Consider the following 12,654-nt stretch of genomic DNA (forward strand, 5'->3'; position numbering starts at 1 on the left):
CATGCCAGGTAGCGACCTTCCCGGCCATCGGTGACGATGACGATGACGCGAGGCTGGACGTCGAGAGGTGGCGCGGAGGTGCCCGTGGACTCGCACGACACAGCGGCTGGCTTCGGCCAGGTGAGCGAGGCGCGCCGGCTGACGATGACCGTCACCGAGTCGTTCGACCATGTCCGGGAACGCTTCGAGAACGCCGTTCCGCCCGTGGATCTCGCACGTTTCGAGCAACTCGTCCGTGCCGGCGCCAGCTGGGACGAGGTGCGGCGCGCGACGACCGAGAACGCCCCGCACTTCTTCATGATCTACTGGCGGATGGACGTCACGGCGCTGTTCCGACTCGCCGGCGGCACCCGCCAGTGCGTCGAGTACCTGATGGGCAACCACGTGATCGCGGAACGGATGTACCAGCACGATCCCGCCGCCATGCTCTACGCGCCGCTCCGCCTCGCGATCTACGACAGCTCACCGGCCGCGGACCCGGGCGCTGTCTCGAGTGAGCGCGAGACGCCGCCGCCGGTCACCGCCGGCAGTGGCGCCCCGCCGCGGGGGCCGTTCACCAGCATCACGATCGACCAGCCGAGCACCCGCTTCGCTGGCCTCGGCGATCCCGCCATCACCCAGGTCGCGCTGGACCTGGATCGGAAGCTCGCCCACCTGCTCAGCTGGCTGGACATCCCCGTTCCCAAGCCGATCGCGGCCACGGGGCCGAGGACGGCCTGACGCTGGTCGCCGGAGCGCGGGCTCCACCATCCCCATGATCATGGCCTCACGAGACCGGCCRCGCACGTTCTCGCGTTCTGCGCGGAGCCCGCTTCTCGCCGAGGGGGACCGGGCCGGGCGGTCAGGACCATCTGTAGTAGTCGTGACATGCACCCGACCAGGTCTCGACGGAGAAGTCGGAGAAGTCCCCCGCCGCCTGGCATTCCGCCAGGTAATCGACCGCGTCGGTGGCGATCTCGTTCTGCTGGGCGGCGAGGCGGGTCCTGGTCTCTTCGAGGCCGGCGCCGCAGAGCAGCTGGACGTCGATGGAGCAGAACGCGTCGAAGCTCGCGGTCTTGGTAGTAGTCCTCGTCCACGAGCAGAACCATCCCATCCGGGCCCGATCATGCCGTGGGTGCGCCTTCCGGGACGGCGTCCTTCTGCCGGGAGACCAGGACGGCGGCGATGGTGATGAGCAGTACCGCGACCACCTGCCGTGGACTGAGCTGTTCCCCCAGCACGGTATAGCCGACGATTCCAGCGACTGCCGGGCCCAGGCAGATCAGCACACCGAACACTCTGGCGCTGGTTCTCCGCAGCGCGTGCAGGTCGAGTGTGTAGGGCAGCGCCGAGGAGAGAACCGCCACCAGCAGGCCCAGCGCCAGGTTCCGCGGGTCGCCGAGGCGGTCCACCTGCCCGAAGACCAGCGCGAAGGGCGTGAACACCACCGCGCCGACGAGAAGGGCGACAGCGAGACCTGACAGGTCCGCAGTCGCGCGTCCGATGTGTCTGCTCAGCAGGACGTAGGAGGCGCGCAGCACGGCCGCGAGCAGACCCAGGCCCAGACCGGCCGCGGTGACCCCGGCTCCGCCGGGAAAGGCGATCAGCGTGATTCCGCCGAAGGCCAGTGCGGCCACGAGGACGTCTGTCCGGCTGCGCGACATCACTGTGGCCACGGCGAGGGGGCCGAGCAGCTCCAGTACGGCCGCGACGCCGAGGGGAAGGTGCGCCACCGCCTGGAAGTACGCCATGTTCATGGCGGCGAGAACGCATCCCAGCGTGACCACCGGACGAATGTCCCCGGCGCAGGTGACCCGAAGGTCGGGCCGGGCCAGAGCGAGCAGGATCAACGCGGCGAACCACAGGCGCATCAGGACGGTCATGGTGGTGCCCGCGGCGGGGAAGAGGTTCTTGGCTGCCGCGGCGCCGCACTGCAGGCTCAGGACCTGGGCGAGCACGAGCCCCGCAGGCGTCCACCGGCCCCGGCGCCGGCCTCGCGCGCCCGGGCCACCACGCCCCGCCAGTACTCCACCGTCAGGCCGAGGAAGCCGTCGAACCCGGCCTGAACCGCGGCAGAATCCGTGGGACCGATGCACACCTGGGAGGCGGACTCGCCAGCTGGATCTCCGGAGCTGGCATCGGACCACGAGTGTTCGTCACCATCCCCCGGGCACATCGTCCACACCGCACGTCGCCCCTGCAATCAGAAGACAGCAAACCATGGCTACCGAACGGTTCGAGGTCGAGCGACAGATCGCCGCATCTCCCGCGAAGATGTTCGCGCTGCTGTGCACCTCCGAGGGTCACGTGGCCATCGACAGCTCCGGAATGCTGCAGTCCGCCGAGGGCGGGCTGGTGGCAGGCGTCGGTGTGGGGTGGCGTGCGGCGCGCGTTGTCGAGGGCCACGCGGCGGCCGGTCAGAGGATGGCCGAGCTGTCCTTCAGGGCGGTGATCTCGTCCCAGCTGAGACCGAGTTCGAGCAGCACGGTCTCGGTGTGCTCGCCGTGCTCGGGGGCCCGCACCGGCGCGCCGGGCTGCTCGTCGAACTGCACGGGCGTCGCCACCAGCGGCAGGGCCTCGCCCGCGCCCACGTCGACGTGGGCGAGGTAGCCGTTGGCCTGGACCTGCGGATCGTCGGCCATCTCGTGGGACAGCTGGCTGGCCACCCATGCTCCCTCGAACCCGGCGAGGACATCCCTCCACTCGTCGAGGGTGCGTGCGGCGAAGATGCCTTCGAGCCGTTCGACACAGGCCCGGGAGTTGCGGCGGCGGGCGTCGATGTCGACGAAACGCGGGTCCGTGGCCAGGTCGGGCTGGCCGAGAACCCGGCAGAGGCCGGGCCAGTGGCGCTCCGGGGCGAGCATCTGCAGGACGAGGATGCGGCCGTCGGCGGTCCGGTAGGGCAACATCAGCGGGTTCGGGGCCTCGTGGCGGCCACGAGGGCGGACCGGCGACGCCGGGCCGTCCAGGGCGGCGTTCATGAGGTCCATCTGGACCTGCCACATGCCGGACGCGAGCAGCGAGGCGTCGACCACCGACGGCGCACCGGTCGCCAGCCGGCGGAACAGGGCGGTGCTGATGGCGCCGGCGATGGTCAGGCCGCCGACGACGTCACCGAACGCCGGGCGCGGCATCGCCGGCCACGTCGCGTCCGGGGCGGTGAAGACCTGCTGCATCCCGCTGCGCGCCCAGTAGGCACCGGCGTCGTAGCCGCCCCGGCCGGCGTCGGGCCCGCGGGCGCCGAACGCGGTGCCCCGCACGTAGATCACCGAGGGGTTGTCGGCGCGCACGTCGGGGACGTCGAGTTTCAGCCGGGCGCGGGTGTCGGCGCGCAGGTTCGTCACGAACACGTCGCTGGCGGCGATCAGGCGGGACAGCAGGCGCCGACCCTCGGGATGCTTCAGGTCCAGACCGACGGAGCGCTTTCCCCGGTTGGTGGCCTGGAACTGCACGTCCACGCCGTTCCAGAGCTTGTGCAGGCCGGCGGTGACCAGCCCCCGGTAGGGATCGCCGGTGGTGGGGTGCTCGATCTTGACGACGTCGGCGCCCCATTCCGCGAGCACGGCCCCCGCCATCGGGACGAACACGTGGGAGGCGACCTCCAGGACGCGCACTCCGGCCAGTGGCGCGGCGCTCATGCCGACGGGGCCGGCTGGTGGGACTGCGCGAACTGCCCGAGATCGACCGCGGCGCCGTCCCCACGGACGCCGTGCGACACGATCGAGATGTCGTGGCCGGCCGCCTCCTGCCGCAGCGCCCCGACGGTGCACTTCTCACGCGGCCGGATCGAGAACGGGTCGAAGGAAAAGGCCCGCATCGCGTTGAGATGGGTGACCTTGTCGATCTGCCTGTCGGTCAGCCCGCGCACCGCCTCCTCGACGACCTCGGGGGAGTTCGGCCAGGTGCTGTCGGAATGCGGGTAGTCGCATTCCCAGCTCACCATGTCCTCGTTGAGCCGGTCGATGTTGGCCACCCCGAAGTCGTCGACGATGAAGCAGGTCAGGACGTGCTCGAGAAAGATCTCACTGGGCAGCCGGCCGCCGAGCTGAGGCCGGGTCCAGGCCTTGTGGCGCTGGTAGGTGTAGTCCGCGCGCTCCAGGAAGTACGGGATCCAGCCGATTCCGCCCTCGGACAGTGYCACCCGGAGCCCGCGGAACTTCTGGAAGACGGGCGACCAGACGAGGTCGGCCGCGGTCGGGAAGCTCTTGAAGCCCGCACAGGTGATCTCGACGTTCATCGGGGCGTCCGGGGAGGTGACGACACCGACGGCACCGGACCCGATGTGCATGCACACGACCGTCCCGGTGTCCTCGCACGCCGCCCAGAACGGGTCCCAGTGGTCGCTGTGCAGGGAGGGGAGGCCGAGGCCGAGAGCGTGCGGATTCATCGAGAAACTGACGGCGTGCGATCCCTTGGCGGCGGTCCGGTGGATCTCCGCGGCCATCAGCTGCGGATCCCAGATCGGCGGGATGGAACAGGGGATGAACCGGTCGGGATAGGAGCCGCACCAGGCGTCGATGTGCCAGTCGTTGTAGGCCCGCAGCACCGCCAGGGCGAGCTCGGGGTCCTGCTCGACGCGGCTGGCGAAGAACTGGCCGCAGAACCGGGCCATCGACGGGAAGTTGAGCTGCGCGAGAACACCGTTGGCGTTCATGTCCTTCACCCGCTCGTGGACGTCGTAACACCCGCGGCGTAGCTCGGACAGTCGCATCGGCTCGACGCCGTACTCCTCCGGGGGCCGGCCCGCCACCGCGTTCAGCCCCGAGCTGCGGGCCTCACCCGCACCGAACACCCACTTGTCGCTTCGTTCGTCCGAGACCAGCCGTGGCGCGCGGTCGGCGTACGCGGCCGGGATGAAGCCGTCGAACATGTCCGGGGGTTCGATCACGTGATCGTCCACGCTGACGAGAATGAAATCATTCCTGCGCATGGCATCATGATCGACCGGCAGCGCATGACCGTCTTTGCATCACCGGCCAGATCCTTGCCTGTTGCGGCCGTGGATCGTCGCGCCTCCGTCGGGCGCGGGGCGCGCCGCGCGCGTTCGCGTTCGGGTGCGGGTCCGGGTGCGGGTCCGGGTGCGGGTCCGGGAGGTTCAGCTGCCACGGACCCGCCGCCGGTAGCCGGTGGGGGTCTCACCGGTGTAGCGACCGAAGGCCCTGGTGAAGGCACTGACGCTCTGGAAGCCCACGGCGAGGGCGATGGTGAGGACGTTCTGGTTCTCGTTGTCCTRCGCGAGAAGGGCCATCGCCTTCAGCAGCCGGCTCTCCAGGAGGTACTGGCGCCAGGACATGCCGGTCGCGGCGGCGAAGGCCCGGCGCAGTGACCGCTCCGACGTCCCGACCGCCACGCACAGCCGCGGCAGCGACACCTCCGCCAGATGCTCGTTGGTGTAGTCCATGGCCGCAGCCACCAGTGGATCGTTCGTGGTGGGMAGGCACAGCGGGGTCTCGTGGTCGAGCCACTCGCCGACGAGGCGGGCCAGYGCGTCGAAGAAGGCGTCCCCCACCGGGTCGCTCGACGGCCGGCCGATCGGCCACCGCGTGCCGTAGAGGATCATCTCGCGGATCACCGGCGCGGCGGCCAGGATGCGGACCCGTTCGCCCGCGGGCGTGACCATGGCCGGGTCGAAGAAGACCGAGACCGCCTTGAGGTGCGTCCCGGTGTTGCAGTGCGCCAGCCCGGCGGGGATCCACACCGCCTGCCGCGGAGGCAGGAGGTAGCGCGCTGTCGCCGTCTCCACCTCGGCGACGCCCTCGAAGGCGTACTCCAGCTGGTGCAGGTCGTGCAGGTGCCACCCGTGGCCCGTCCGGTCACCGACCTCCCGGGCATGGGTGCCGGCGCGGACCGGGGCCGGCTCGTCTCCCTCGTGGCGAAGGCCGGCCCGGATGGGTGACTCCCGGGATCCAGGCCGGGAGGCAGGCGCGGAGACCGTCATGGCCGGACCTTAGCCAGCCACCAGCCGGGTCGGGCAGGAGTTGGGCCGATCCCCGTCCGCGCGCAGATGTGACGAAGCGGTCCAGCTGGTGGTGCATCCGGCCGCGTCCCGTGGCCGAACCGGGCAAGGACCTGGCCGGGCGCGCAAAGACGGCCGGCGTCCGGTCACCGAGGATGATCCGGGGACGGGACAACCGGTGCTCTCCTTCGAGCGGAGACAACGCCCTTCCAGCAGCTGATCCCCGTGCCGACGGCCATGGATGGCGGAGGGGGCGGGTGACCCGAACGACGGGAGGCGATCCGGTGGCGGGCGACGACCGACCCGTGCCGGCGGTCGACGACGACAGTCGCGACTTCTGGCTCGGTGGCGCGCAGGGACAACTCCTGATCAGAGCGTGCACGGCGTGCGACCGGCTGTTCCATCCGCCCGCACCCGTCTGCCCGCACTGCTTCGCCCGCTCGGTCACCTCACGGCCGGTGTCCGGCCGGGCGACGGTCCTGTCCTACACGGTGGTGCGACGTGGGTGGGTGCCGGGTTTCCCGCCCCCCTACGTCGTGGCGCGGGTGGTGCTCGACGAGCAGCCCGACCTGCACCTGCTGACCAACATCGTGGACTGCGAGATCGAGGCGGTCGTCACCGGACTCGCGGTCGAGGTGACCTTCGAGCAGCGCGGCGAGGTCCACGTCCCGGTGTTCCGGCCGGCCCGACGGGCATCGGCCGCATGAGCGCGACCCCCGCGAACATCGAGCGTCAGGCGATCGTCTCCGGCATCGGTCGATCGCAGACCGGCCGCCGGCTCGGCCGGCCCGCGATCGACCTGACCCTGGACGCCTGCCTGGCCGCCATCGCCGACGCGGGCCTGACACCCCGTGACATCGACGGACTGACCACCTGGCCCGACAGCGCCGCCCCGCACGGCTTCGGCGGCCCGCGCGCCGGCGACCTGCACTCCCTGCTGCGGCTGGACCTGTCGTGGATCCTCGGCGGCGGCGACGGTGCCAACGTCATCGGTGTTCTCGGGATCGCCGCCCACGYGGTGGCCGCCGGGCTGGCCCGACACGTGCTCGTCTACCGGACCGTCACCGAGGCGACCTCCCAGAACGGAGGGGGRCGCCCCGCCGTCCTGTCCGGATCCGCGGTGGCGCCGTGGAAGACCACCTACGGAGTCGGCTCCCCCGTGCAGTTCGCAGCCCTGTGGGCCCGCCGCCACTTCGACCGGTACGGCACCACCCGCGAGCAGCTCGGCTGGATCGCCGTGAACAACCGCCGCAACGCCRCCGACAACCCGGCCGCCGTGTACCGCGAGCCCCTGACCCTCGACGACTATCTGAGCAGTCGGATGATCAGTGATCCGCTGTGCCTCTACGACTGTGACGTCCCGTCCGACGGTGCGATCGCCTTCGTCGTCTCCCACGTCACCCACCGCCGGGATGTCGAGCGGCCCGTGTTCTTCGAAGCCGTCGGTGGTGGGCGACCCAGCACGTCGAGCTGGGAGTTCTGGCCGGACCTCGACCACATGGCCGCCACCGTGGCCGCGGAACAGCTGTGGTCACGCACGGCGCTGCGCCCCGAGGACGTCGACGTCACCGGTATCTACGACGGCTTCAGCATCTTCGTCCCGCTCTGGCTGGAGGCACTCGGCTTCTGCGCCCCCGGCGAGGCCGGTGCGTTCGTGGAAGGGGGAAAGCGCATCGCCCGCGACGGCGGTATCGCGCTGAACACCTCCGGCGGCCAGCTGTCGGAAGGGCGTTTCCTCGGTTTCGGCCTGGCCTACGAGACCTTTCTCCAGCTGCGCGGCCAGGCCGGCGCGCGCCAGGTCACGGACCCGCGGGTCGGCCTCGTCACCGGCGGCGGCGGCCCGCTCGCCCAGGCTTTCCTGTTCACCAACGACCGGTGACACCCCCGGCCCGGAGCCGGCCGAAACGGGCAAGGACCTGACCGCTTTTGCAAAGAATGTCACCGCGGCACCGCAGATGATGAACGGACGGGTCACCGCCGGTCTCTCCGAACCGGATGGCTCCCAGACGATGCCAGTGCACACGATTCCCGTTCGTGGAGGCGCCCGTCATGTTACTTGGCCGAACCGTCATCGACCGGACGTCATGTTTTGGGGAGGTGGCGGACGGTCGCTTCCATGTCCTGGACGGCGACGTGTTCGGCGACATCCGACGCACCGGAAAATCCCTGCCCCTTTCGGAGGTGACCCTGGGACCGCCGTTGCGCGGCGTCCGGTTCATCGCCGTGATGGGGGGCTTTCTGGCACCGGGAACGACCTGCCCCGCCGGAGCCTCGCCGGTGTGGGTGCCCAAGGCGTGCCGCCACGCCAGCGGCGACGGCGGACGGATCCGGGCCCCGGCCGTGCTGACCGGCCCGGTGCAGATGGAGGCGGAGCTCGCGGTCGTCGTCGGGCGCCCGCTGCGCGCCRCGTCGCCCGACGAGGCCTCCGGGGGAATCTTCGGCTGGACCGTTTTCAACGATGTCACCGCAGCCGAGTACGTCCGCCCCGGGCTGTGGGCGACGGCCAAGTCCATCGACGGATTCGCCTCCTGGGGCCCGTGGATCCGTCGGGACCTCACCGAGGAGCGCGTGATGGACGGACTCACCATCACCGGCGCCCGCAACGGCGTCCGGGTGCAGTCGGGAAACACCCGGTACTACCGGTTCACGCCCGGGGAGATTCTGAGTCACGTCAGCCGCCATGTGAGCCTCCTCCCGGGCGACGTCGTGACGCTGGGGACCCCTCCGCCGGCCGCGGAGGTCGACGTCGGCGACCACTACACATCCACGGTCGAGGAGGTCGGCGTGCTGGCCAACCAGCTGATCGCCGATGATCTCGCCGGGGCCGTGCCGGGGCGCGCGACGGAAGGCGGCGACGCCTGATGGCAGGCACTCCGAACGACTCGACCGACCCGCCCGACCAGCCCGGCCTGACCGGCCTGACCGGCCTGACCGGCAGCAGCGATCCGGACGACCGCGACGACCTGGCGTCGCTGGCGCCGGCGACGGCGCGGCGGCTGTACGAGCTGATGACGCTCATGAAGACGGCGGACGACCGGCTGAGCAGGGGCATCTCCTCGGGTGAGCTGCTCACCGTGTACTGGCCCTCCCGGGGCCAGGAGGCGATCGCCGCGGCGATGGGGGTGTGCCTGCGGTCCGATGACCAGCTCGTCACCACCTACCGGGGCCTGCACGACCTCATCGGCAAGGGCGTCGGGCTGGTGGAGATCTACGGCGAGATGCTGGGCCGGCAGGTCGGGGCCAGCCGGGGCAAGGGCGGGACGATGCACATCGCCAGCCCCGGGGTCGGAGTCATGCTCTCGACCGGGATCGTCGGGGCCGGTCCGCCGGTCGCGGTGGGCCTGGCGATGGCCGCGCAGCGCCTGGGGCTCGACCGGGTGGTGGTGGCGAGTTTCGGGGACGGGGCGACGAACACCGGTTCGTTCCACGAGGCGGCCAACATGGCCGCGTTGTGGGATCTGCCGCTGGTGCTGCTCTGTCAGAACAACCTCTACGCCGAGATGACCCCGACCGAGCACACGATGAAGATTGAACATGTCGCCGACCGGGCTGCCGGCTACGGCATGCCGGGCACGCGGGTCGACGGCAACGATCCGGTCGCCCTCGTGTCGGCCGTGACGGAGGCGGTCGAGCGGGCGCGCGCGGGGCGCGGCCCGACGCTGCTGGAATGTGTGACGTTCCGGCTGCGCGGCCACTACTTCGGCGACCCGATGGCCTACATCCCGGCCGAGCAGCTGGCCGCCGCGACCGAGGCCGACCCGGTCCTGCGGTTCCGGGCACGTCTGGTGGGCTCGGGCGCCTGCACCGCGGGCGACCTCGACACGATCGACGCGGCCGCGGTCGCGTCGGTGGAGGAGGCGCTGGCCACCGTGCTGGCGGCGCCGCCCACGGCGCTGACGGAGATCGACCACGACGTGTATGCCGACGCCCGCAACTGCCCGGCCTGAACACAGGCCCGGCCTGGCACCCACACCCGTTCCGAAGGCGTTCCGAGGGCCGCGGCCCGCCGGGACGACCTGCCCGCAGTGAGGTGGACGTGGACGAACGACGGATGACCATGACCGAGGCGCTGCATCTTGCTCTGGACCAGGCACTCGAGCGCGACGAACGCGTCTTCCTGCTGGGCGAGGACATCGCCGATCCCGGGGCGTCAGGTCCGACAGCCGGCCTGTCGACCAGGTACGGCACGCAGCGCGTGCTCGACACGCCGATCTCCGAAGCGGCGATCGTGGGCGCGGCCATCGGCGCCGCGATGGCGGGTTTCCGCCCGGTCGCCGAAATAATGATCATGGATTTCATCGGCATCGCCGCCGACCAGCTCGTCAACAACGCGGCGAAGCTGCGGTTCATGACCGGCGGCCGGACAAGCGCCCCGATCACAGTCCGGACGCAGGTCTACGGCGGGCTGAGCACCGGAGCGACGCATTCCCAGTCGCTGGAGGCGTGGTTCATGCACATCCCGGGGCTGAAGGTGATCACACCCGCGACCCCGCGGGACGCCAAGGGCCTGCTCACCACGGCCATCTTCGACGACGACCCCTGCATCTTCCTGGAGCCGATCCGGCTGCGCGGCCAGCGCGGGATGGTCCCGCTCGACCCGGCCTTCGCCATCCCGCTCGGCGAGGCCGAGGTGAAGCGGCCGGGCACGGACGTGACCCTGATCAGCTACGGCCGGGCAGTGGTCGAGGCGCTGAAGGCGGCCGACCGGCTCGCCACCGACGGGATCAGCGCCGAAGTGCTCGACCTGCGCACCCTCGTCCCCCTCGACGTCGCCGCGATGGTCCGGTCCGTGGGGCGCACCCGCCGGGCCGTCGTCGTGCACGACGCGGTGGGCTTCGCCGGGCCCGGCGCGGAGATCACCGCGATTGTCCAGCGTGAGCTGTTCGGCACGCTGCTGGCCCCGATCGAGCGGGTGGCCGCGCGGTTCGTTCCCAATCCGGCGCCCGCGGCGCTCGAATCATCCATCTATCCCAGCGTGGAACGCATCGTCGCGGCGGTCCGCCAGACCCTGCGCCCGGACCAGGCACGCTCGGACCCAACAAAGGCAGGAATCCGTGGCTGACTTCGTCGTCCGCATCCCCCGGGTATCGGTGGCGATCTCCGAGGCGGAACTCGTCGACCTCCTGGTGGCGGACGGCGCGCCCGTCACGGAGGGCGAACCGCTGTTCGTCATCGCCACCGACAAGGTCGAGTCCGAGATCCTGGCCGGCGGCACCGGCGTCGTCCGCTGGAGCGGCTCGATCGGCACGGTCTACGAGATCGGGGAGGAGATCGGGAAGATCGAGGCGACCGGCTGAACCCTGCGGAGAAGGAAAGGCTGAGAACAATGGCGATGACCGACGACCGCAGGCCGGCACACAGCCGGAACGTCCCGTTCGCGATGCGGGACACGCTGCACGTCCCCCGCGAACGCTACTTTGACCGCGCCTTCTTCGAGCTGGAGAAGGAACTGCTCTGGCCACGCGTCTGGCAGATGGCGTGTCGGCTGGAGGAGATTCCCCGCGCCGGGGACTTCGTCGAATACGAGATCTGCGACCAGTCCATTCTCCTGATCCGCCAGCACGACGGATCGGTGAAGGCCTTCCACAACGCCTGCCGCCATCGGGCCACCCAGCTCTGCAACGGTTCCGGGCGGCTGCCCGGCGGCCAGATCGTCTGCCCGTTCCATGGCTGGCGCTGGAATCTCGACGGGACCAGCTCGTTCGTCTACGGCGCCGAGGGCTTTGCCGCCGAGTGCCTGCGCCCGGAGGACATCCGGCTGCAGGAATGCAGGGTCGACACCTTCGCCGGCTGCGCCTGGGTCAACCTGGACCCCGACGCCCGCCCGCTGCGGGAGTTCCTGTCCCCGGTGGCCCGGCTGCTCGAATCGGTGCGTGCCGAGAACCTGCGGGTCTGGTGGTGGAAGGAGACGATCCTCAACGCCAACTGGAAGGTGGCCCAGGAGGCTTTCCACGAGGGCTACCACGTGATGGCCACCCACCCGCAGCTGACCTTCGACATGGGCGAGGACTACCCGTTCGGGAACGTCGACTACGCCGGCTTCGAGAACGGCCACGGGCGCTTCCAGGGTCGGTTCGACCCGACCGCGGGCGGCGTCTCCCAGGGGCGCGGCGGCGAGACCTTCCTGGAGCGGTCACGGGTCCTCTGGGAGGGCCAGGACGCCATGACCCTCGAACGCGATCTCCATGTCTTCCGGTCGGTACGCAACCGGCTGCAACCCGGCGAGGACTTCGCGACGGCCGCCGTGCGGGCGCTGATCGACTACGCCGAGGGCGCGGGCATCCCGATGCGGCCGACGCCGGAGGGTCTGCGGCTGTGGGGTGGGCAGGTGTTCGTCTTCCCGAACTTCATGCTCCTGCCCCAGTTCGGCAACGCTCTCTCCTACCGGGCCCGTCCGTACCGGGACGACCCCGAGTGGTGCCGCTTCGAGGTGTGGTCGCTGACCACCTATCCCGAGGCCGAGGAGCCCGGCCGGGCATCGTTGAAGGGCCGTTTCGCCCCGGACGACACCGAGAACTGGGGCCYGATTCCGCGCCAGGACTTCAGCAACATCGAGCGTCAGCAGCGCGGCCTGCACTCCCGCAGCTACGAGCAGCACCGTCTCGCCACCGAGATGGAGCAGATCATCAGCAACATGCACATCGAGCTCGACCGGTATCTGGCCGGCTGACGGTCCCGGCCCAACCATCCAGCGCACAACCATCCAGCGCAGTCGAGGG

The 12,654-nt window shown here is 70.5% G+C and carries 13 protein-coding genes and 1 pseudogene; 9 read left to right on the forward strand and 5 right to left on the reverse strand.

Annotated elements, in window-relative coordinates; translation table 11 throughout:
* The first annotated feature begins 84 nt into the window (after window positions 1-84).
* The gene (locus tag CC117_RS05805) at window positions 85-720 is read left to right on the forward strand and encodes a hypothetical protein (RefSeq protein WP_241829869.1); all 636 of its coding nucleotides are present in this window, start codon (window positions 85-87) and stop codon (window positions 718-720) included.
* Window positions 721-841: 121 nt separating this feature from the next.
* Here the strand turns inward: CC117_RS05805 and CC117_RS05810 are convergent, their stop codons facing one another.
* Window positions 842-1,093 (reverse strand): hypothetical protein, encoded by a 252-nt coding sequence (locus tag CC117_RS05810; RefSeq protein WP_071082722.1) that lies wholly within the window; start codon window positions 1,091-1,093, stop codon window positions 842-844.
* Between the two features lie 10 nt (window positions 1,094-1,103).
* Window positions 1,104-1,937 carry an EamA family transporter gene (locus CC117_RS05815; RefSeq protein ID WP_071082723.1) on the reverse strand — a complete coding sequence of 278 codons (834 nt, stop codon included), beginning with the start codon at window positions 1,935-1,937 and terminating at the stop codon, window positions 1,104-1,106.
* Between the two features lie 262 nt (window positions 1,938-2,199).
* Between CC117_RS05815 and CC117_RS40350 the strand changes: the two are divergent.
* A pseudogene (locus tag CC117_RS40350) lies at window positions 2,200-2,349 on the forward strand (polyketide cyclase); the annotation flags it as partial.
* 47 nt (window positions 2,350-2,396) lie between these two features.
* Here CC117_RS40350 and CC117_RS05820 read toward each other — a convergent pair.
* The 3 genes from CC117_RS05820 to CC117_RS05830 all read right to left on the reverse strand — a co-directional run bounded on the left by CC117_RS05820 (window position 2,397) and on the right by CC117_RS05830 (window position 5,917).
* Window positions 2,397-3,617 (reverse strand): CaiB/BaiF CoA transferase family protein, encoded by a 1,221-nt coding sequence (locus CC117_RS05820; protein ID WP_084131609.1) that lies wholly within the window; start codon window positions 3,615-3,617, stop codon window positions 2,397-2,399.
* Window positions 3,614-4,909 carry an amidohydrolase family protein gene (locus tag CC117_RS05825; protein ID WP_071082724.1) on the reverse strand — a complete coding sequence of 432 codons (1,296 nt, stop codon included), beginning with the start codon at window positions 4,907-4,909 and terminating at the stop codon, window positions 3,614-3,616. The genes CC117_RS05820 and CC117_RS05825 overlap by 4 nt, the downstream gene beginning before the upstream one ends.
* A 165-nt stretch (window positions 4,910-5,074) precedes the next feature.
* On the reverse strand, window positions 5,075-5,917 hold the full coding sequence (locus tag CC117_RS05830; RefSeq protein ID WP_084131610.1) for an AraC family transcriptional regulator: 843 nt from the start codon (window positions 5,915-5,917) through the stop codon (window positions 5,075-5,077).
* A 275-nt stretch (window positions 5,918-6,192) separates the two neighbouring features.
* On the opposite strand from CC117_RS05830, the gene CC117_RS37885 reads away from it, so the two are divergent.
* The 7 genes from CC117_RS37885 (at window position 6,193) to CC117_RS05865 (ending at window position 12,605) form a co-directional block, all read left to right on the forward strand.
* On the forward strand, window positions 6,193-6,642 hold the full coding sequence (locus CC117_RS37885; RefSeq protein ID WP_198541751.1) for a Zn-ribbon domain-containing OB-fold protein: 450 nt from the start codon (window positions 6,193-6,195) through the stop codon (window positions 6,640-6,642).
* Complete coding sequence (locus CC117_RS05840; RefSeq protein ID WP_071082725.1) at window positions 6,639-7,814, forward strand: thiolase family protein; 1,176 nt, start codon at window positions 6,639-6,641, stop codon at window positions 7,812-7,814. Before CC117_RS37885 ends, CC117_RS05840 begins: the two co-directional genes overlap by 4 nt.
* Before the next feature lie 170 nt (window positions 7,815-7,984).
* The gene (locus CC117_RS05845) at window positions 7,985-8,797 is read left to right on the forward strand and encodes a fumarylacetoacetate hydrolase family protein (protein ID WP_071082856.1); all 813 of its coding nucleotides are present in this window, start codon (window positions 7,985-7,987) and stop codon (window positions 8,795-8,797) included.
* Window positions 8,798-8,943: 146 nt separating this feature from the next.
* On the forward strand, window positions 8,944-9,882 hold the full coding sequence (locus CC117_RS05850; protein WP_084131645.1) for a thiamine pyrophosphate-dependent dehydrogenase E1 component subunit alpha: 939 nt from the start codon (window positions 8,944-8,946) through the stop codon (window positions 9,880-9,882).
* A gap of 104 nt (window positions 9,883-9,986) precedes the next feature.
* Entirely contained in the window at window positions 9,987-10,997 is a 1,011-nt protein-coding gene (locus CC117_RS05855; protein ID WP_198541754.1) for an alpha-ketoacid dehydrogenase subunit beta, read from the forward strand.
* Window positions 10,990-11,232: a lipoyl domain-containing protein gene (locus CC117_RS05860; RefSeq protein WP_071082726.1), complete on the forward strand. Its 243-nt coding sequence runs from the start codon at window positions 10,990-10,992 to the stop codon at window positions 11,230-11,232. Before CC117_RS05855 ends, CC117_RS05860 begins: the two co-directional genes overlap by 8 nt.
* Window positions 11,233-11,261: 29 nt before the next feature.
* Complete coding sequence (locus tag CC117_RS05865; protein WP_071082727.1) at window positions 11,262-12,605, forward strand: aromatic ring-hydroxylating oxygenase subunit alpha; 1,344 nt, start codon at window positions 11,262-11,264, stop codon at window positions 12,603-12,605.
* Window positions 12,606-12,654 lie beyond the last annotated feature (49 nt).

It is taken from the genome of Parafrankia colletiae, assembly GCF_001854655.1.
GTDB classification, from domain to species: Bacteria; Actinomycetota; Actinomycetes; order Frankiales; family Frankiaceae; genus Parafrankia; species Parafrankia colletiae.